This is a genomic window from Ruegeria sp. HKCCA5491 (assembly GCF_013034565.1).
GTDB lineage: Bacteria > Pseudomonadota > Alphaproteobacteria > Rhodobacterales > Rhodobacteraceae > Ruegeria.
On record NZ_WQGG01000007.1, the window covers coordinates 125232 to 144950 of the forward strand.

Annotated in this window: 17 protein-coding genes; 9 read left to right on the forward strand and 8 right to left on the reverse strand. The window is 56.9% G+C overall.

Features of this window, described 5'->3' with window-relative positions; all coding sequences use genetic code 11:
* Positions 1-36: 36 nt before the first annotated feature.
* From addA to regB, 7 genes are all read right to left on the reverse strand, one after another.
* Positions 37-3396, reverse strand: coding sequence for a double-strand break repair helicase AddA (gene addA, locus GOV88_RS11095; protein WP_171240468.1), 3360 nt, complete (start codon positions 3394-3396; stop codon positions 37-39).
* Positions 3393-6320, reverse strand: coding sequence for a double-strand break repair protein AddB (gene addB / locus GOV88_RS11100; RefSeq protein WP_171240469.1), 2928 nt, complete (start codon positions 6318-6320; stop codon positions 3393-3395). Before addB ends, addA begins: the two co-directional genes overlap by 4 nt.
* Positions 6313-6999, reverse strand: coding sequence for a nucleotidyltransferase family protein (locus GOV88_RS11105; protein WP_171240470.1), 687 nt, complete (start codon positions 6997-6999; stop codon positions 6313-6315). Before GOV88_RS11105 ends, addB begins: the two co-directional genes overlap by 8 nt.
* Positions 6996-8000 (reverse strand): aminoglycoside phosphotransferase family protein, encoded by a 1005-nt coding sequence (locus tag GOV88_RS11110; protein ID WP_171240471.1) that lies wholly within the window; start codon positions 7998-8000, stop codon positions 6996-6998. The genes GOV88_RS11105 and GOV88_RS11110 overlap by 4 nt, the downstream gene beginning before the upstream one ends.
* Positions 7997-8470, reverse strand: a complete 474-nt coding sequence (gene tsaE, locus GOV88_RS11115; protein WP_171240472.1) for a tRNA (adenosine(37)-N6)-threonylcarbamoyltransferase complex ATPase subunit type 1 TsaE — start codon at positions 8468-8470, stop codon at positions 7997-7999. Before tsaE ends, GOV88_RS11110 begins: the two co-directional genes overlap by 4 nt.
* A 41-nt stretch (positions 8471-8511) precedes the next feature.
* On the reverse strand, positions 8512-9981 hold the full coding sequence (locus GOV88_RS11120) for a PAS-domain containing protein (protein WP_171240473.1): 1470 nt from the start codon (positions 9979-9981) through the stop codon (positions 8512-8514).
* A gap of 64 nt (positions 9982-10045) precedes the next feature.
* A complete protein-coding gene (gene regB / locus GOV88_RS11125; protein WP_171123740.1) occupies positions 10046-11443 on the reverse strand; it encodes a sensor histidine kinase RegB in 1398 nt (465 codons plus the stop codon).
* A gap of 93 nt (positions 11444-11536) precedes the next feature.
* Between regB and GOV88_RS11130 the strand changes: the two genes are divergently transcribed.
* The 9 genes from GOV88_RS11130 (at position 11537) to GOV88_RS11170 (ending at position 19077) form a co-directional block, all read left to right on the forward strand.
* The gene (locus tag GOV88_RS11130) at positions 11537-12157 is read left to right on the forward strand and encodes an SCO family protein (protein WP_171124030.1); all 621 of its coding nucleotides are present in this window, start codon (positions 11537-11539) and stop codon (positions 12155-12157) included.
* A 176-nt stretch (positions 12158-12333) separates the two neighbouring features.
* Positions 12334-13302: a Hint domain-containing protein gene (locus GOV88_RS11135; protein ID WP_171124028.1), complete on the forward strand. Its 969-nt coding sequence runs from the start codon at positions 12334-12336 to the stop codon at positions 13300-13302.
* Positions 13299-13811 (forward strand): toxin-activating lysine-acyltransferase, encoded by a 513-nt coding sequence (locus GOV88_RS11140; RefSeq protein ID WP_171240474.1) that lies wholly within the window; start codon positions 13299-13301, stop codon positions 13809-13811. The genes GOV88_RS11135 and GOV88_RS11140 overlap by 4 nt, the downstream gene beginning before the upstream one ends.
* A gap of 95 nt (positions 13812-13906) precedes the next feature.
* Complete coding sequence (locus GOV88_RS11145) at positions 13907-14278, forward strand: cupin domain-containing protein (protein ID WP_171123723.1); 372 nt, start codon at positions 13907-13909, stop codon at positions 14276-14278.
* 406 nt (positions 14279-14684) lie between these two features.
* Entirely contained in the window at positions 14685-16346 is a 1662-nt protein-coding gene (locus GOV88_RS11150; RefSeq protein ID WP_171240475.1) for a TadE/TadG family type IV pilus assembly protein, read from the forward strand.
* Between the two features lie 21 nt (positions 16347-16367).
* Positions 16368-16994 (forward strand): TadE/TadG family type IV pilus assembly protein, encoded by a 627-nt coding sequence (locus GOV88_RS11155; protein ID WP_171212146.1) that lies wholly within the window; start codon positions 16368-16370, stop codon positions 16992-16994.
* 1 nt (position 16995) lies between these two features.
* A complete protein-coding gene (locus GOV88_RS11160) occupies positions 16996-17634 on the forward strand; it encodes a TadE/TadG family type IV pilus assembly protein (protein WP_171240476.1) in 639 nt (212 codons plus the stop codon).
* A gap of 429 nt (positions 17635-18063) precedes the next feature.
* The gene (locus GOV88_RS11165; RefSeq protein WP_171123714.1) at positions 18064-18618 is read left to right on the forward strand and encodes an ActR/PrrA/RegA family redox response regulator transcription factor; all 555 of its coding nucleotides are present in this window, start codon (positions 18064-18066) and stop codon (positions 18616-18618) included.
* 87 nt (positions 18619-18705) lie between these two features.
* Complete coding sequence (locus GOV88_RS11170; protein ID WP_171240477.1) at positions 18706-19077, forward strand: VOC family protein; 372 nt, start codon at positions 18706-18708, stop codon at positions 19075-19077.
* Here the strand turns inward: GOV88_RS11170 and GOV88_RS11175 are convergent.
* Positions 19074-19667, reverse strand: a complete 594-nt coding sequence (locus tag GOV88_RS11175; protein ID WP_171240478.1) for an HD domain-containing protein — start codon at positions 19665-19667, stop codon at positions 19074-19076. The two genes, GOV88_RS11170 and GOV88_RS11175, sit on opposite strands and share 4 nt — an antisense overlap.
* Positions 19668-19719 lie beyond the last annotated feature (52 nt).

A 19719-nucleotide genomic window follows, 5' to 3' on the forward strand; every position in this document is an offset into this window, starting at 1 on the left:
CTTGGTCACTGAACCTAGGTGCGAGGTTTTCCAAGGTCAAGGCATCGGCGCACGGGCCAGTGCATCCGTCACAAGATCGTGTGGAAACCACATCAGCCCGGCGGTTCTGGTCCAGAGGATTGCAGTTCGGATATCCCGGTCCGGATAGATCTGCGACAGGGCTTGTGCATAAGCGCCCATCTGACGCAACAGCCCCTCAGGGCAGGCGTTCGCATCCTCGGGGATTGTGGCATTGGATTTGAAATCAATGGCTTGCACAGTATCGGCCGTGACGATCAACCGATCTATGACCCCGTGCATCCGGTGGCCGTTCAGGTCGGCGGTAATCGGAACCTCGGCCAGTGCGTCCGGACCAAATATGTCCTGCAGATGTTCTGCAGTCAGGACTGTATGGGCTTCGTCAAACAGCTCTTGTCGGTCCTTTTCCTGCATATCGGGAAGAACGCGGGCGCAGAGCTGCGGCCAGTTGTCCCGTGGCACCGGCGGCAAATGCTCAAGCAGCAGGTGCAGGCGCGTGCCGCGAAGTTTGGCTGCGTCTTCGTCCTGACCGCTGTCACCCGGCAACGCCTTAGGGCCACCCAGATCCGATGGGCTGATCGTTTGTTGCGCCGGGGACGGGGTTGCAGCCGCCGCTAGAAACGCGGCAGGCAAATCGGCGTCTTCAACAGGTGCCTCTGCATGAGAGACAAGCGGCAAGCTGGTCCAGTCCCCATGTGACAGCCTTAATGTATCAGACCCCGGCTCTTGAGTAGCCCCTGCCCGGCCCATCGCGGCCTCAACCATCTGATACCAACTGGTTCCGTCCTTTCCGACATCCCCAGCGGCCCCAACGATCAGCCATTTCTCTGCCCGTGTCAGCGCAACGTAAAGCAGCCGGAGGCGTTCATTTTCCTCCCGCGTTCGCGCCTCGGTCCGGGCCTGCGCGATCAGGCTGGGGGACGCATCTGAGGGAACCTTCCACAGTGGCGTGTCATCGGCCACCATGATTTCGGCATCGCGCGGGGCTTGCCGCTTGCCGGTATCCGGCAGGATGACAATCGGTGCCTCAAGACCTTTGGACCCATGTACGGTCATCACGCGGATCATGTTGCCCACACCGCTCATCTGCCGCTTGATTTCCAGATCATCTGTCTGCATCCAGACCAGAAAACCCGTCAGGCTGGGTATATCCGTCCGCTCATAGGCAAGCGCCTGAGAAAGCAAGGCGTTGATGCCATCCTCAGCCTCGGCCCCCAACCGGCCCAGCAGGTTTCGCCGCCCGTGATGGCGGGTCAAGATGCGTTCGATCAAGTCATATGGGCGAAGAAAGTCGATCTGGCTGCGTAGGTCATTCAGCACGGCCAGCGTTTCGGGAAACTCTTCGGCGCGGTTGCGCAGCGCTGCCCACAGGAATTGTTCCTGCCGTCGATGCGCCAGATCGAAAATCTGCTGCTCGGTCCACCCAAATAGAGGAGATTTCAGCACAGTGGCCAGCGACAGGCTGTCTTCGGGCGTGGCCAGAAAACTCAGCAACGCAGCAAGGTCCTTCACGGCCAACTCCGCGCCGACCTTCAACCGGTCGGCCCCAGCGATTGGCAGGCGCAATGCTTTGCAGGCACGGATGATCTCGGCAAACAGATCCGAGCGGCGCTGCACAAGGATCAGAAAGTCCCCGGGCTGCACCTTGCGGCGAACGAACGTACCGGGGGTTTCACCGTCCTCGGGGATCGTTTCGCCAGTGTCGATCATCGACTTGATCGAATGGGCTATCTTTTCCGCAAGAATGACAGTGTGATGCCGCGCACCGGGGCGGTCTACCGGATCGGTCCAGTCGGCTTCGTCATCGTCGGTCACCTTTTCGATCGCAGGCCAAAGGTCTACGCGACCCGGCAGGCTGGACTTGAACGCGCGGTGCAGGGCTTTGTCCTGAAACCCCGCCTCGGCGTGGCCTTCAAACAGGATATTCACCAAAGACAAGATCGCACTGGACGAGCGGAAGGAGTATTCCAGCTCTAAACTCCCCAATTTAGAGCCTGAATTGATCAGTCGCCGCCCAAATTCCTGCTGCATCCGGTCAAAGGCTGCGGGATCGGCCCCCTGAAAGGAATAGATCGACTGTTTCTTATCCCCGACCACAAAGATCGTGCGTTCGACCCCGGATCGGGCGCCCTCCCCGCTGGTAAATTCCTGCGCCAGCTTTTCAACCACGTCCCATTGATCTGGGCTGGTATCTTGCGCTTCGTCCACAAGAATATGGTCGATGCCGCCATCCAGCCGATACAGCACCCATTCTGCGACCGCCGGGTCGTTCAGCACCCGCCGTGCGCGCAGGATCAGGTCGTCGAAATCCAGCCACCCACGCAACTGTTTACGACGTTCATATTCGGGCAGGAAAGCGGCGGCAAAGCGATGCAGTACATGGGTCTTACGTGCGGCAACCAAGGCCAAACGCAGCTCACGCGCGGCCTCGATGCGTAGCATCAGCGCCTCAAGCTGGGGCATTCGATCAGCCAACGCGCCTTCGCGCAGCGCCTTGGTCGAGAAGCTGTTAACCTTGGCCGAGAACGGTTCTTTGGCCCCTTTGCCGGTTAGAAAGACGCTTTCCAACATAGGCAGACTGGTCAGCCGGGGCTCGGTGAATGCCGCCAGTTTCGCCGCAGTTTTAGCGTTGGTGTTTCCGCCTTCGGAAAGCGCAGGCAGGATTGACTGAATAAATTCAACTTCTCCACCTAAAAATACTCGCTCCAGCAGCGCGTCTTCGTCAAACCCTTCGGGCAGATCAAATCGCCTTTGAATTTCCGCCCAGTCTAGCGCCTGCGCAAACAAGTTGCGTTTTTGGGTGATCGCAGCCGTTAGATTGTCGAACCCGGTATCTGTTACAAACCGGGCCACGTCTTCGATCAAAGCGGCTTGCGGTCCTTCTGCAAAATCTTCAACGATTTCCTCGCGCAACAGGGCGGCGGCGCGGTCTTCCATTTCCGCGAATTGCGGGCTGACCCCGGCTTCAAGCGGAAATCGACGCAGCAATGAGGCGCAGAAAGAGTGGATCGTCTGAATCTTCAGCCCGCCCGGTGTTTCAATCGCGCGCGCAAACAATGTTCGCGCCTGCGCCAGGCGACCGGAATTAATTGCGCCGGGCACACCCAGTTCCGTCAATTGCGCGCGCAAGGCGTCATCGCCCAGCATGGCCCATTCACCCAGTCGTTTGAACAGACGGTTCTGCATCTCGCTGGCGGCGGCCTTGGTGTAGGTCAAGCACAGGATATGCTGCGGCTGCACACCATCCAGCAGCAGGCGCGCAACCCGGTCCGTCAACACCCGCGTTTTGCCGGAACCCGCGTTCGCCGCAAGCCAGGTCGATGCATCGGGCCGTGCGGCTTGCACCTGCCGTTCGGTCGCGTCGTTGCGGTGGCTCATGTCAGAACCTCCGGCGCAGAGTCGCTGGTCCGATCCCATTCGCCGAAGCGGGCAAGATGATCATAGTCGCCGACATCCGTATCTTTGTGCAGCATCCTCCGCGCCGTGAAGCCCTGATCAGGCTCTAAATATGCGGAAATCAGTTCTCTTAGCTCTGCAATGACCTTATCTGGCGGTTCTTTTGCCAAGGGCGCAAGGACCTCTTTATACGTTCCGCCCATCCCCACAAACACGGCCTCGGCCACGGGCAGCGGATTCAGCCCCTCGATCCCGCCTTGTTCGGCGATGGCTGCCTCGATCAGCAATTGTTTTTCAAACTTCGCCTGCTGGCTTTCGCTCGGAGGTGCGCCGGTCTTGTAATCTATCAGACGCACTGCACCCCTGCTGTTCAGGTCGACCCGGTCGGCGCGGCCCACGATGGCGAAGTCCAAAGGAGCAAGAACAAGGTTCATTTTGGCCTCAAACGAAACCGGCCCCCCATCCCCGTGCCGAGCAGTTTCTGCGCTGAGAAAGTCATCCGCGATCCGGTCTAGCCGCGCCAGCCACAGCTTGCGCGCTGTCGGCCACGCGACGTGTTGCGCAAGCAGGTTTTCGGCGCGTTTCAGGAAATTCTCGCGTGTCAGCAGGGCTGTATCCAGAACACTGTCCTTGACGAAATGCTCCAGAATTTCATGAATCACGATCCCCCGTAGCAAGGCATCGGGGGCCTGAACCAACGGATCAAGGGGCCTCAGGCGCAGCACGTGCTTAGCGTAGATTGCGTATGGATCACGGATCAGACGTTTGATTTCCGTAACGCTCAGGCGGCGCGGTCGCGCAGCGACCGGCGGACGCGGAGAGGGACGCGGCGCGGGTTCAATCCGTGGTGCAGCTTCAAGCTGTTCCGACCAGCGCAGCCATTTCCTGCCGCGGGCGCGCATCTGGGACAGCGCCTCGCGGCCTCCCTGATCCGGTAACCCCTGCAGCAAGTTCGTCAAACGGTTCAACCAGCGGGACGGTACGGTTTCGGCATCATCAGACCGGGTTGCGCGCGTCAGCCACACTTCGGGCGCGCCGATCGCCTGTTGGAAATCATGCGCCGACAGTCCAATCCTACGTTCCGGAAGCAATAGGCCGACCTTGTCGCGCATCTGCCGGTTCAGCCACGGGTCAGGCGCTGCAGCTTCGGGCCAACTGCCTTCATTCAGTCCGCCCAAAATCAGCAGATCGGCCCCCTGTACACGCGCCTCAAGCGTGCCCCAGATCATGATATGCGGATGTGGTGCGTCCCTGTCGCGGACCTCTTCTCCCGCCAGCAAAGCGCCAAGAAGATCCGCAAAATCACGCGCATTCATTGACCCGCCATGATGCGCTTCTGCCTCCAGCGCGCTTAGAACGGACAGTGCCTTTTGCCCGGCGTTCTTGTCCCACAGCGTACCTGCGTCCCCTGCACTTCCAGCGGAAATGCTTTCGGCCAGATCGCGCAGCCGCGCCACCCAATCTGGCAGTGCAAGCTCGTCACCGATCGGTTGATCGCAGAAATGGCGTACAAGCCACTGCATCCATGCGTTTGGCGCTTCTTTTCGGATAGCAAATTCGGTCAGGCTGCGCCCGTCCGGAAACGGCGGGCCATTGCGACGAAGATCCAGTTCAAGATCCCGCGTATGCAGCAGATGCGCCCCCCGATCGCCACCGTCATGGCACAGGGGGTGTTTCAAAAGGGTTAGCAGAGCTTCGCCGTCCAACCGCCGTGCAAACAGGTTCGCAACGTGCCGCAGGAATCGGCCGGGCGGCGATAACTGCAACGGAAGGCCTGCGCTGTCATCGGGCAGGATGTCCCAGCGGTCCAGCGCTGCGCTGACCTGACGCGTCAACATCCGGTCCGGGGTTATCAGGGCAGCGGTTTGGCCCGATTCCGCAGCCTCGCGCAGGCGCAGGGCAATCGCTAAAGCCTCGGCGCGCGGAGATTGGGCCTCGACCAGAGTCAGGTCTGCAGCCGCGCTGTCCAGACCAGTAAGTTGCGGGCCTTCGGACATCCACGCATCCGTGATCGGCGCAGGACGCAACGCCAATGTAACCAGCCGGTTACGGGCAGGGGAAGGCGGGGTATCCTGTGTCCATGGCCTGATCTGATCGGGTTTTAACCCAAGTTGCGCCATCAGTTTGCGGAACCGGTATTGTGGGTGATCTTCTGATGTCAACGCATCATCCAGATCTGTCCAGACATCGGCGGGCTGATCGAAGTCGAACCCGGGCAGGATCAGCGCGCCCTGCGGCAACCGCGCGACAGCCTCCATCAGCATCAGGGTCGTCCCCCTTGATCCCGTGGACCCGGCAAGAATAACCGGATGTTGCGGCGGTTCCGCCGTCCAGCGGTCGATCAGGTTCAGGACGACGCGCCGTTGTCGGGCCTGCATGTCAAGCGCATCGACCCCGGTGTCGATGAAATTATCCGCGATCCCGATAAACGCCTGTGCTCGCGCCCAGTGTCCGGACAGATCGCTGATGTCCAGATTCCGGATCGCGTCAGGTGACACACCTTCGCCCTGCATTTCATCAATCAAAGCGGCCAAACTGTCGGACAGGTCAAACACGGATGACCGCGCCGCCAAATCCGGCTGCTGGTCCAGCAGCTTAGAAACCAGCTGCGTCAGTTCCAGGCGCCGTCGCAGGGGCGGGATTGCGGGCGGAACCTGCGCCAGATCAACACTTTCACCCAGATCGGTGATCAGCGACAGACGTGGCAAAAGGCAGGGTGGGCCTTGATCAAACAACTCTCGTACACGCCGGGCCATCCTTCGTGTGTTGACCACCAGTTGCACGCGGGCAAGGGCCTCGGGCGGGGTACCTTCGTGGCGGGCCTGCAGCCCCCGAACCAGCGCCTTGGGAAAGTCCGTACCGGGTGGAACCGCAAAAACGCGGGGTAGGGCGCTAGGCTCAAACACTTGCCAAAAGCTCCTCGGCGAGGGCGATCCCTTCGGGCCTTCCGACATCGCACCATCGGCCTGGATAAGACAGGGCAAACAGGCGGTTCTGACTGTGCATCTGGTCCCATAACAGGTTTAAAGAAAAAGACTTTTGCTGAAAATTCATCAATCCATCTGTCTTGGTGATTTGGATTCCGCCATAGATCAACCCCGGCCCACGCGTAATCCGGCCTGACGCGTCGGCGGTGAAATCTCCTGTCCCCATATATCCAATGGTCCGAGTGACGGGCACACACATCAACAGGGCGTCCATTCTGTCCGGGTCCCATGCGTCGCGCAGCAGCGCAAGTGGGTTCGGCCCGGCCCAGATCGCATCCGAGTTTGCCGTATATACGGGTTCTGTGCCCAACATCGGCAGGGCCGCGCGCAATCCGCCACCGGTTTCCAGAATCTCGGCGTCTTCGCGGGACAGTAATACACCCTTGGGGGCCAGATGCGCCTCAAGCTGATCGGGCAGGTAATGCAGGTTTGCGACAATCCTTTTGGGGTGAACGTCGTTGATCAGGTCCAGCGCATAATCGATCAAGGGCCGACCTGCGACCTCAATCAGCGGTTTGGGCGTCGTGCTGGTCAACGCGCCCATTCGGGTACCAAACCCGGCTGCGAACAGCATGACGGCTTCGGGAGTTCGGGTCATGCCTGTCTGAGCCTTTCCAAAGCCTCGGGTGTTGGGGCGGGTAGGGCGCGCCGCAGCAGATCGGCGACTGAAACCAGCGCCGGGTGTTCCAGATCGCGCATCAGGTGGGACCAAGTTGCCGGGATCAGGTCAATATACTGGGGCTTGCCGTATTCTGTTGCCAGCCGTGCAAACACCCCCAGAATTCGCAGGTTTCGCTGGGCGCCCAAAACGGCATAGGCCGTGCGGAAATCGTGGTCGTTGACACCCGTTTCTGTGATGTATCGTGTGATCATCCGCATCTCGGTGCCGGGTGCCACGTCGCGACGAACGTCCTGTAGCAGGGACACCAGATCATACGCCGGATGACCCAGCATAGCTGTTTGAAAGTCCAGAAGGCCGACGCGCTGAACCCCTGTGCGATCCGGCAGCCAGATCAGGTTTTCGGCATGATAATCGCGCTGGATGACTACCTTCTGGCCAGACGTTTCGGTGTGCAGGATATCGGCGAACCGATTCTCAAAACGGGCCCGCATATCTTCGTCATAAGCCCCCTGCACTGCTTGCGCGTATTTTGTGAAGGACAGCGCGGCCAGCTCGGTCATCAGGGATGGGCCGTAAGACCGCAAAGACAAGGTCGGCGCGTCGTGCAATGTGATTAGAACATCCGTGGCGGCCTCGTAGAGTTCACGCTCTTGCTGCGGATGGTGTTCGAGAACGCGCGCAAACAGATCGTCGCCCAGATCCTCCAGCAATAAGAACCCGAACTCTGTGTCTTCTGCATAGATCTTGGGTGCGCTCAAGCCAACTGACCGCAGGTATTCGGCCATGCGCACAAAAGCCTCCACCGGTTCAGCCTGACCTGGGGGGGAATCCATCAAAACAGCCGTATTTCCGGAATCAGGGTCCGTCAGGCGCTCGTACCTGCGGTTTGACGCATCGCCAGCCAAAGGCGCGCGCCGGGCATTTGCCCATGGCGTTTGGGCAATCAGGGCTTCGGCCAGAACCGCCCGGTTCGTCATGAGCAGGACTCCAACTTTTCTGACCATCTCGGGTCCGACCACGTCAGGGTCAGCATTCGTTTTTCCATCATATTAGGGTCTGTTTCGAACGTTAGTGTGAGGGCATTTTCAGGCCGAAGCGGACCCAGCTTGTCGGGCCATTCGATCAGGCAGATCGACGTGTCGAAGGCTTCGGTCAGGCCGAGTTCTTCAACCTCTTCTACCGCGGATAGGCGATAGAGATCGGCGTGCCAGATTTCGGCGGCGGCTGTGTCGTACACCTGTACCAACGTAAATGTTGGTGAGGGCACATCTTCCGGAATTGTCATCAATGACTGGATGAGGCTGCGCGCAAAATGCGTTTTACCGCTGCCAATCTCGCCCTCAAGCAGCACAATGTCACCGGGCAACAGTTTTGAGCCCAATCGAGCAGCAAACCCGGCTGTTTCTTCTGGGGAATTCAGGTCAATCGTCAGCGGCGCAGTCGTCATGGCGCCACAATGACCCTGTGTCCGGTTGGCTGCAACCCGGTTCAGGCGCTGATCTGTTGTATCTCGGCCGGACGGATAACCTGGGCGTCCGTGGAAAAGCGTATGATTGTGGCCCCGTTGTGCAAAGGGCTGACAGTGCAGGTCAATGAAGTGCCGTCACGCATTTCGACGAAATCGCGAATTTCGCCCAGGATGGGTGTTGCGGCGCATTGTGTCTGCCACCCGCGCGTCACCTCCAACACAGAATCCGAGTCAAACCCGGTATCCGAACTTTCCCCCCAAAGCTTTTGGTAAGCATAGTTTGTAAAGGCCAATGTTCCGTCATCGCCAAACACGGCGATCGCGTCGGCCAGTTTGTCCAGAATGGATTGCATCAGGTCCATTTCCGAACGGAAGCGGCGGGTCAACGTGATCTCGGCCGTGATATCCTCGAACAAAAAGGCCACAGCACCATCCGGGTGCGGGCGTCCGCTGACCGAGTAGACAGAGCCTGACGGCAAAGACCATGTCTCTTGGTAGTTTCCGTCTTCGGCTGCCTCAAGAAGATCGTTCATCTGACTGCGCCATGTCCGGTAGTTCTTGGGCTCAGGCATCATGTGCTGGTCGCGCAACCTGTCAAAAAAGCTGGACAGGCTCGGGCGGCAACTCAGGAAATCGGGGGGCAGGGTGGTCAGGTCGATCAGGGCCGGATTGAACAGCGCCAATTGACGATTGCGATCAAATATCGCCAGCCCGATTGAAAGCTGGGCAAATGTTTTGGTCATGGTTTGTACGAATTTGCGTTGGGCTGTCTCAGCATCAACAATTGCGTTGATGTCCACCGCATAGCACAGATGCCCCTCGGGATGGTCTACAAGGGTCAGGTCAAACCACAGCTTGTTTTCACTTTCCTCGGGTGAGATTGAAACCCGTGTCTTCGTGCTTAGACGCGTGTCTTCGTCTGATCCGGGAAACAGCGACGCCGTGAGATCGGTATCAGGGCCGCGCACCTTGCGCACCAATGAGATATAGGCCGCATTGCACCACCGTACATTGTCCTGATGATCCAACAGCCAGACCGGGTAGGGCGCCCGATCCATTGCTTGACGAATGGGATCGCTTGCATCCCGGTGAATGGTTTCCGGGCGTTCGGCGTCGTCGCGCAACTGAATCCTGACGATACCGTCGATCCATTCACACAGAACATCACGATTAACGGTGCAATCAATTGCCGGGACAACCAGATTTCCTTCCTTTTGAATTGGGTCCGGGGTTTCCGGAAAGGTTGGAAAGTCCCGTTTCAACAGACGGCGCAGGTCGGGCCAGTGCCGGACCTCTTCAAATCCGTCCAGCGCAATATCGGAATGGCTGATCAGTCGGTCCCCGTCGAACAGAAAGACTGTGTCAAATAAGGAGGATGGTGACGAAAGACCAAAGTTGTCGCCGCTGTGTCTGCGGCGGGGCAACAACCAATGGACGGCGGCACTGGCAGAAACCAGGCTGATAATGGCCAGAATGATCCAGTCGACCATGGACGCTCCGCAACAGAAATGACTGTTTCAGATTATGGTTACCATTGGTTAACGGAGTCTTAATTCAGATCTGAAAGCGCTGGTTTGCACCGGACGGGACGGGCGTGTCACCGATCTGGGCGTCCACCAGTTTGCGGGGCCATGCGACTTTGACGATCGCGCCCCGGTGTTCGGGATTGTCGGACAGGTTCTGATAGGGATCCGAGCCGTTGGCGAATTCCAGTTCAGCGCCGCTTCGCTCCAGCAGGGTTTTGGCGATGAACAGACCGAGGCCCATGCCTTCGTATTCTGGCCGTGCGCGTTGTTCGGTCTCGGCGCGGCGACGGCGCATGAAAGGGTCCCCGATCCGGCCGATCATGTGTGAAGGATAGCCGCGCCCATCATCCATGATACCGATCGAGATCTGATCGGGTGTCCATTCGGCTTCGACCCAGACATTTGCCCGAGAAAAATCCACGGCATTCTGGATCAGGTTTCTCAGCCCGTGGACGATCTCGGGTTTTCGCAGGATTGATGGCTGCTGCACGTCGCCTTCGCCTGCGGGGCCTTCAGTGAAATGAACGATCTTGCCGCGGTTGATATGGGGTTCGGCCGCTTCGTGAATGACGGTGGACAAAGGTGCCTGCCGAAGATGCAGGTCGTCTTTGCCCGCACGCCCCATGTCCCGCAGGATGTCCCTGCAGCGATTGGCCTGCTCACGGATCAGGGCGGCGTCGTCCTTCAGATCGGGGCGGTCATCCAGTTCCTCGATCAGTTCCGAACTGGTCAGCTTGATCGTGGCCAGAGGTGTACCCAACTCGTGCGCGGCTGCGGCGACAACACCGCCCAGATCGGTCAGCTTCTGTTCTCGTGCCAGTGCCATATGGGTGGCGGCCAGCGCCTCGGACATGGATTGCACCTCTGAACTGACGCGGTGGGAATAGGCACCAATAAAGACAATGGCGATCACAACCGCAGCCCAATTGCCGAATAGCAGCATGTCGGGGATTTCAAGCACCTGCCCAGTTTCGGTGCGCAGCGGCAGGTGGAACTCGACAAGCAGCGAGGTCAGCGTAATGGCCACCGCTCCCACGATCAGGGTCGAGCGGGTGCTCATTACGTTGGCCGAGATCGTCACCGGGCCCAACAGCAGCAATGCGAAGGGGTTGTTCAGGCCGCCGGTCAGATATAGCAGGATCGCCAACTGCATCAGGTCGAACAGCACCATCAGGAAGTTCTCGAACTCGGTCAGACGCTTGTTTTGCGGAAACAGCAGAATCGCAGTCATGTTGCCCAGAACCGACACGCCAATGGCGAGATAGCACAGCGTCAGCTCAAGCTGCAGGTCGAAATACTGCTGCGCCACAGTGATGGCGGTGAACTGGCCGATAATGGCGACCCATCGCAACAGAATAAGGGTACGCAGGCGAATCCAACTGCTTCGTTCCTGACCGCGCCATAATGTGATGTTGGAATTTGCCATTGGTCGATTATGTCCTGTTGCATAGGCTGCTCATCTTGATAGGTGTCCGGGCCGAAACGATCAACAACCCCTTTTTCTTTCAGGAAGCCCGCCATGATCCGTCTGTATGCCATTCTTGCAACCGTGGTTCTGGCCATAGGCGTTGGTACCATGTGGCTGCTGACAAGAGGTGGCGGATCAGATGACAAGTTTGCACAATGCCGCTCCAGCCAAATTGCCGGCGGGTCGGCGGCAATCGGCGGGCCGTTCGAGTTGATCAACGGTGCGGGTGAAACGGTTACCGACGTGGACGTGATCACCGAGCCTACGTTGGTTTATTTCGGTTACACTTTCTGCCCGGATGTCTGTCCTTTTGACATGTCACGCAATGCCGAAGCTGTCGACATTCTGGCCGAACGCGGCCAGTCGGTGACGCCATTGTTCATTTCAATTGACCCGGATCGCGACACGCCCGAAGTGATGAGCGACTATGCGTTCAATCTTGGCGGAAAAACCATCGCCCTGACCGGATCGCCCGAGCAGGTCAAGGCGGCCAGCCAAGCTTACAAGACCTATTACAAGGCGCATGACAAAAGCGATGAGTTCTATTTGGTCGACCACTCGACCTTTACCTATCTGGTGACGCCGGAAGACGGATTTATCGAGTTTTTCAACCGCAACGATACGGCTGACCAAATGGCGGATAAGGTTGGCTGCTTTCTGGACCAGCTATAGCCGACGACTCTGCGCCGCCGGAACTATTTTTCTCTACATGCACATATTCACATAAAAAACACGCATGGTTGCTTGCTTGATTGACAGTCGCCTTACTGTGCGACGAAATAGTATTATGTCTAAGAACGAGTGACTTGCCGAACCGAACGTGACGGCCGATCGGGAAATGTAGTGATATGGGTTTTATATTTTATAATATCAGCGAGGTGACGGGGTTCACCGGTAGCGGCACTGCTAATCTGGATATCTGGACAACCTCAGCGGACTTAAGCGACCCTTCTGTAACAACGGTCACTGGCGACTTTGATCTGGACAACAATTTGGATGGGGTTGGCGGGAGTGAAGCGCAAGACGGTTATGTCTTCAATTTACCTGTAACCCCCTACGGTACATTTGTTACGAATTCCACAACCGGTGAATTCACCTTCATAATCGACCGGGCTGCAGTAATTGCATCCGGGTCTGATCAGGTTGTCAGCTTCACGGTTACAGGCAGTGATGCTTCTGGAGCCAGCGATACAGACACCGTTGTCATCAACCTGCTCATCTGCGTGTCCCGAGGCACGCTGATTGCGACTCCGGCTGGCGAGCGCCCGGTTGAGGATTTGCTGATCGGGGACGACGTTCTGACGGCGGATGGCCGGACGGAACAAGTTCGTTGGATCGGCAGTCGCTGCATTGATGCGGCAGAGTTGGATCGAAACGATAGCCTGTTTCCAGTAAGGATACGGGGCAACGCCTTTGGCCACGATGCGCCTAATGGCGATCTTTTGGTTTCTCCTCAGCACCGAATTCAGGTTCAGGACCCCTTGGCAGAGATGCTGTTCGGCCATCCGGCAGTTCTGGCCCCCGCTAAAGGCTTGCTGAATGATTCAACGATAACTGTCGATCGTTCGGTTGCTGAGGTCGAATACTTCCATTTGGCCTTCGATCAACACGAAGTCATCGTAACCAACGGGCTTGCAACCGAAAGCTTCCACCCCGGCCCGACCAGCTTGGACGGAATTGATCGGGATGCCGCCAATGAGCTGTACGAGATTTTTCCCGGCCTTAAGTCCAACGCCAATGAATTTGGCCCCTCAGCGTTGCCCGGCCTCAAGCCGTGGGAAGCGGCCTTGCTCAGTAAATCTTCGAAAGTGGCATGAAACAGATCCTCGATGCCTCTGGCAAACCTCTTCCGCGTGAAGAAGCACCCGACCCGAAACTTTTGCGCGCTTATGGCGACGCAATGTTTCTGGCCTTTCGCAGCAGCTATCACAATCGGATGACTGTTGCGAACCTGCGACTGGCGTTTGAACCGCCGCTTGTACTGGGCCAGTACAGGATATTCCGGTTCGATGAGGTTCCCCGCGCGATCTTCACCTGGGCCTTTCTGTCGGAGGACGCGGAAAAGAAACACATTCGGGGCGAACCGCTGATGCCGGAGGATTGGAAAGCCGAAGGCGGGCGGATGTGGGTGATTGATCTGATTGCCCCATATCGCAAACTTATGCCGAGCATATGGAACTGGGCCATGATTCCGGGAAATGTCAGCGATGAAGGGTTTCGTTTCTGTCGACATCAGACCGAAGACAGGAACCGCAAGATTGTGGACATCGACTTTGGCCGTCGGGGTCGCAAGCAGCGTATTCTGACGGAAAAGGACTTCTTCTGACTTCGCGGAATGGGAATGGTTAACAACGCCGAACCTAAACAAATAATGAAGGCCCCTGTCTCCAGGAAAGACACACTCTGAAACCGGAAATCAGTATGATTGAATACAAACCAGATGAAGATGTGGGGTCGCTTGAGCCCTGGCCTTTCGACAACCCCGAAAGCGACTATGTCATCAAGTCGGGATCGCCCACTGTTTTTGGGCGCATGGATGCTGGTGGGTCAGGCCATACGATGCGGGCCGGTATTTGGCGTTGTACTCCCGGCGTGTTTGAGTGCACCGAACAAGGTGATGAATTGATGACCATTTTGTCGGGCAAATGCCAGTTGACGGACAAGACCACAGGTGAGGTCAGCACCCTGTGCACAGGAGATAGCCTTTTCATCCGCGATGGCAGTCGCGTGGAATGGAACGTCACCGAAGAGGTCACCAAAGTTTTCTTCGGACAAAAGCGGGACGGCTATTAACAATTCAGGCATCTGCCAAGAGGCCGAATCCGGCAACAGTAAGGTGATATCGGGCCTATCGGATTGAGTTTGAACGCTAATAATGCTGTCTGATTCCGGACTGAACTCCTTTCGGCCCAATCAGGATCTAAATGGGCTTTCTAGTTTGCGCTTTCGCAGTTTTCACACCTTAACAATCTGAAAAATATATAACTTTTTTAGGACCGAGAATGCGCAATCCATTTGGGTGGACCTTCTCATCCTGTGCAGAATTTTGACTTAATGGCAAAATTGTGTTCATAATCCGTCTTGCTCCGTTCATTTTTGGTTCATTTTCGGTTAACTTTGCAGTAACGAATCGAAAGATTTTTCAGTGTTCTGGCCTCACCAAATCGTGTGAATGCGCCAGAGTTTGTGAGTGTTGAAAATGGTTAAGACGTATATTCAGCTTCCCGAGGACTCAATTTCCGAGTCAAAATCAAAAGAAAACTATCTGGACAAAAACAGCGCCCGCGATTTGTTTTCGCGGTTTCGCCAAGAGTCTGAAGGCGCGGTTCTTATCCTGCTGGCGATCTTCCTTGTCCCCATGATGGTGTTCATCGGGCTTGCCATGGAGCTTGCGCTGACGGAAGACATTAGGGTCAAGCTTCAGAACACATCGGATTCAGCCAGTCTTGCGTCGGCGGACCTTGAACAGGTTCTGGAACCTGAAGATGTGGTAAACGACTTTTTTGCGAAAGCGGGACTAGGCGATAATCTTCGGAACGTCACTGTTGTAAACACCGCCACCGAAAGAACGGTGGCGGTTGAATCGGATGCCTTTGTTCCAGCTTTGCTGACAAGGTTGGCTGGGCGCAACGGTTGGGATGTACCGGTTGTTGGTGCCGCGACCGAGTCCCGCCGTGATCTAGAAATCGCAGTTGCACTGGACAATTCGGGTTCGATGTCCTGGGCACCTGGATCGACCAGCGGACCTGCCGCCAACCCGTCGCGCATGGACCTGCTTATTCCTGCAGCCGAAGCTTTCGTCGATGCGGTGCAACCGAAACCTGGGCAGCCGGGCACGACGACGATTTCACTTGTCCCTTTTGCCACACAAGTCTCTGTGGGTGAGGATTTGCTGAACAACTTCACGGTGTCGGCTGAACATTCGACATCGCATTGCGTGACGTTCAACTCCACCGCAGACTATACCACCACGGCCGTTCCGACGAATACGTTGCTGAACCGAACGGCGCATCACGATCCCTCCAGCACGGGATGGAACCTGAGTACATACAACACGGTTTGCCCAACGGATTCAGCACGACGCGACATCGTTGCGTGGTCGGAAGATCCGGATGTTCTGAAAACCCGTATCCGGGCGATGCAGCCTTATGGCTACACATCCATCGAGATGGCAGCGAAGTGGGGCGCTGCAATGCTGGACCCAACCATGCGTCCGGTCTTGTCGTCCTTGTCGGGAATGACAGGCTATGAACACCTGTCTGGCCCTGCAGGGCGCGGGATGCCTTATGATTTCGATAATCCCGACGCTATTAAGTACCTGATCGTGATGTCTGATGGTGCAAACACTCTTAACTTCGATATCAGACCGCCCTATCGCGAGGGTAACTCGCCGCTGTTCCGTTTGCCGGGCACGAACAACTATAGCTATTACCGGAACCGCCCCGGAACAGGTCGGGATTTCTATCGGGTTTCGGGCGATTTTTGGAGCTTCACACCCGGTAGCGGCGCGGTACAGATGACTTGGCCTGAGGTTTGGGCCGATATGCCGGTGGACAGGTTCGTGGACAGCATCCTGTCCGAGGCAGACACCAGCCGAAGCGCGAATGGTCACTATAATCGGATCGTGCGGACTCGGACGGGTACGTGGAAAAACAACCGTACCTCTGCCATCTGCCAAGCCGCCAAGGACAATGACGTGATCGTCTTTACGATCGGAATGGATACCTATGGTCAGGGCGATGCAACTTTGGCTGACTGCGCGTCCTCGCCCTCGCATTTTTACGATGTCGATGGGTTGGACATTGATGATGCCTTTGCGTCCATTGCGCGTCAGATCAACAAACTACGGCTTACGCAGTAATTCGGCAGGGGGATTGATCTGATGACGCGATACCAGACGATAGCCTATGCAACCAAAACGCCCGATGGGACATCGGCACAGCGCGACGGAGCCTTTTCCGGTATCGCCCGGCGATCGCGACGCTGGTGGCGGGACGAAGACGGTACGACACTGGTTGAATTCTCTGTTTGTCTGCCGCTGCTTCTGCTGTTTCTGTTCATAACGCTCGAATTCAGTTACTTGATCGTGCGCCAAGTTGCATTGGATCGCTCGACGGACGAAACCTTCCGCGAGCTGCGGCTGGGGCTGATCTCTGATCCGACGCACGAAAAGGTAAAGACCGCCATTTGCGCCAAATCTCTGGCGCAAGTGTCCTTGTGGGATTGCGACGAAAATCTGCTGCTGGAGGTGCGTCAGGTCGAGAAGTCGGATTGGGAATTCAACCTTAATGGCCGCGCGAATTGCCTGAATACATCGCCCCCGGATGGATATGAGCCGCCGATCGACTTCACGGAAGGGACCGAAAATCAGTTGATGATCGCCCGCGCGTGCCTTGTCCAAAGGTCACTTTTCCCACCTATGCCGATGCTGGCATCGCTTCGGCGCTACGATGACTTGGGCAATTTCGCTCTTATCTCACGGTCAGCCTTTGTGAACGAGCCTTTTTGATATGTTTGTTTTGAATAACGAGTTTAAGTTCAGGTTGCGGCGCGCAATAGGCCGTTTTGTACGCGACACAAGCGGTGCGGCCCTTGTCGAAATGGGGTTTGCCTTGCCCATTCTGATCCTGCTGACGACGGGTGCGTTGGTGGTGCAGGATGCGGTTCGCATGTCCTATTTGCGGTCTAAGGCGACCTATACAGTATCGGACATGATCAGCCGCGAAGATACCTTTATCGACGCGGATTACTTTAATGGTCTGAACAGCGTTTTCCGATATATCGTAGGGCCTCAGCATCCCAGCGAGCTGCGGATTTCTACGATTGAATGCACAGCGGATTGTCAAGATGAGGCCCAGCGCGTGCTCGAGTTCTGTTGGTCGCATCCTTCTTCGGGATTGTCAGCGCTGACCAATGATCAGATCGCGAGTTACGAGGCGCGAACACCACTCTTTTCCGAAGGTGACACGCTACTTATGACCGAAGCGTTTTTGGATTATACGCCCTTGTTCGGCGACTTCATTATGTCGCCCCAAACCTACCAGACCGTCGCGTTTACCCGTCCACGGATTGCCGGACAGATTAAGTTTGATACCGGCGCTGTGGATACAGATGGTAGCACAATCGTCAGAGACTGCTTTAACAACTAAAGTGCAACATAAGATAAACTGTGCACGACTTTGCAGGCGGGATCGCCGCAATGTGCCGGGATATTTTGGCGCTGGTTAAGCGACTGGCGAACGGGTCAGATACTCTGCTGTTAAACTCGAAGACATGTGTGAAACAGTAGAACGCTCCCGCTGGCGTCATGGTCAAAAAACTAGAAAATACGGTTGTTTATTCGCCTTGTGGTTCACGGCGTGGGAGGTATTGGCCTTGCCTTCCAAGTGTCTGCGAAAATACTTGACCATGCGAGTGGGCCGGGGCGCAACCGGCCTGTGATCAGGGGCGGATGACTTTCCGAGTTGTTCGTCGAAGACCCGCGAGACTCTACTACTCAAGGCCTGTTTGACCTTTCTCATGGCGCTGCTATTACTCATAAACTAGCCAAAGGCGTGAAATAGCGGAAAGAACGGAATATGGCGGACAGCTCTAACCTGGATATCGGCCCGGATAAATCCCTGCTTCTGGTGGATGATGACGAGCCATTTCTGAGACGTCTCGCCAAGGCGATGGAAAAGCGCGGTTTCGAGGTTGAGACCGCAGGCTCGGTCGCGGCAGGCCGCGCAATTTCTACCGCCCGTCCGCCGGCCTATGCGGTTGTGGATTTGCGGCTTGAGGATGGCAATGGGCTGGACGTGGTCGAAGTGCTGCGTGAGAAGCGCCCCGACAGCCGCGTTGTGGTTCTGACCGGTTACGGCGCCATCGCCACGGCTGTTGCTGCCGTCAAAATTGGCGCGACCGACTACCTGTCGAAACCCGCCGACGCCACTGACATCACCAACGCTCTGCTGACAAAAGACGACGAACTGCCTCCGCCCCCCGAAAACCCCATGAGTGCGGATCGCGTGCGGTGGGAGCATATTCAGCGGGTTTATGAGCTGTGTGACCGCAATGTCAGCGAAACTGCCCGTCGCCTCAACATGCACCGCCGGACGTTGCAGCGGATTCTGGCAAAACGCAGCCCCCGGTAGTGGTCACAGTTTCTTGACTTGTTATCTTTCGTCCCTTTGGCAAAGTTTTCGCTTTGGGACATCAGTTGCTAGACAGGGACCTTACAAATGATCGGTTACGTGACCATCGGCGTGTCGGATATGGAGCGCGCAAAGAAATTCTATACCGGCCTTTTCTCGGATCGTGACGCGAAGGTGATTATCGACGCGAGACGCATCGCCTTTATCGGCAGCAAGCTCGGTGAACCTATGCTGGCTGTTTGCGAGCCCTATGACGGGGGCGAGTGTTCGGTTGGTAACGGCAGCATGGTCGCTTTTGCCGCTCAGTCCAAAGAGGAAAGCAAGGCGTTGTATGACAAGGCTATCAGCCTTGGTGCAACCGACGAAGGCGAGCCCGGTCAGCGTGTGCCTGACCGTTTCTACGGGTCGTATGTCCGTGACCCGGATGGCAACAAGCTGTGCTTCTTCGTTTTCGGCTAAAGCTGACGTAACAGGGCTGCGTGCCGTTCCGTGTACGCCTGTCGCACCTCTACCGGTGGGCGTAAGACGATCTCCAGCTCCTCCATTACAGTCTTATCTGGGCGGCCAAAGAACTTGGTCGCCTCTGCCTCAGAAAACCCGGCGATCTGCGTGGCCTCCATCCAGGCGCTGATCTTGTCGGCCTTTTTGATCTGTCGCTTGATCGTTTTGGGCACAGCGGCGGGCAGTCCGAACCGGATGTGGATCGCCGCCGCCAGCCTGTCATCCAGCGCGCCGTAATCCGGGCCGACTGCGGATTTGACCGGTGAAATCATGTCCCCAATCACATATTCAGGCGCATCATGTAACAAAGCGGCAAGCTGCCATTTAATGGGTGCTTTGGGGGCGATCCGGCGAAAAAGCGCCTCGACCAGTAGGGAATGCTCGGCGACCGAATAGGCAAAATCCCCTGCGGTTTGACCATTCCAGCGCGCCACAAACGCCAGACCGTGCGCTATATCTTCGATTTCAATGTCAACTGGCGTCGGATCCAGCAGGTCCAGCCTGCGACCGGATAACATTCTCTGCCACGCTCTGGGTTGTGTTGCCATTATACCATGCCCGATTTCAACAGCGGCGATTGCGCAGCAGTTTTGTGGTATG

Excerpts from the sequence above, each read along its gene's own strand:
- addA (WP_171240468.1), bottom strand. The coding sequence starts at position 3,396 with ATGAGCCACCGCAACGACGCGACCGAACGGCAGGTGCAAGCCGCACGG.
- GOV88_RS11105 (WP_171240470.1), bottom strand. The coding sequence starts at position 6,999 with ATGACCCGAACTCCCGAAGCCGTCATGCTGTTCGCAGCCGGGTTTGGT.
- GOV88_RS11110 (WP_171240471.1), bottom strand. The coding sequence starts at position 8,000 with ATGACGAACCGGGCGGTTCTGGCCGAAGCCCTGATTGCCCAAACGCCA.
- tsaE (WP_171240472.1), bottom strand. The coding sequence starts at position 8,470 with ATGACGACTGCGCCGCTGACGATTGACCTGAATTCCCCAGAAGAAACA.
- GOV88_RS11120 (WP_171240473.1), bottom strand. The coding sequence starts at position 9,981 with ATGGTCGACTGGATCATTCTGGCCATTATCAGCCTGGTTTCTGCCAGT.
- regB (WP_171123740.1), bottom strand. The coding sequence starts at position 11,443 with ATGGCAAATTCCAACATCACATTATGGCGCGGTCAGGAACGAAGCAGT.
- GOV88_RS11130 (WP_171124030.1), top strand. The coding sequence starts at position 11,537 with ATGATCCGTCTGTATGCCATTCTTGCAACCGTGGTTCTGGCCATAGGC.
- GOV88_RS11135 (WP_171124028.1), top strand. The coding sequence starts at position 12,334 with ATGGGTTTTATATTTTATAATATCAGCGAGGTGACGGGGTTCACCGGT.
- GOV88_RS11140 (WP_171240474.1), top strand. The coding sequence starts at position 13,299 with ATGAAACAGATCCTCGATGCCTCTGGCAAACCTCTTCCGCGTGAAGAA.
- GOV88_RS11145 (WP_171123723.1), top strand. The coding sequence starts at position 13,907 with ATGATTGAATACAAACCAGATGAAGATGTGGGGTCGCTTGAGCCCTGG.
- GOV88_RS11150 (WP_171240475.1), top strand. The coding sequence starts at position 14,685 with ATGGTTAAGACGTATATTCAGCTTCCCGAGGACTCAATTTCCGAGTCA.
- GOV88_RS11155 (WP_171212146.1), top strand. The coding sequence starts at position 16,368 with ATGACGCGATACCAGACGATAGCCTATGCAACCAAAACGCCCGATGGG.
- GOV88_RS11160 (WP_171240476.1), top strand. The coding sequence starts at position 16,996 with ATGTTTGTTTTGAATAACGAGTTTAAGTTCAGGTTGCGGCGCGCAATA.
- GOV88_RS11165 (WP_171123714.1), top strand. The coding sequence starts at position 18,064 with ATGGCGGACAGCTCTAACCTGGATATCGGCCCGGATAAATCCCTGCTT.
- GOV88_RS11170 (WP_171240477.1), top strand. The coding sequence starts at position 18,706 with ATGATCGGTTACGTGACCATCGGCGTGTCGGATATGGAGCGCGCAAAG.
- GOV88_RS11175 (WP_171240478.1), bottom strand. The coding sequence starts at position 19,667 with ATGGCAACACAACCCAGAGCGTGGCAGAGAATGTTATCCGGTCGCAGG.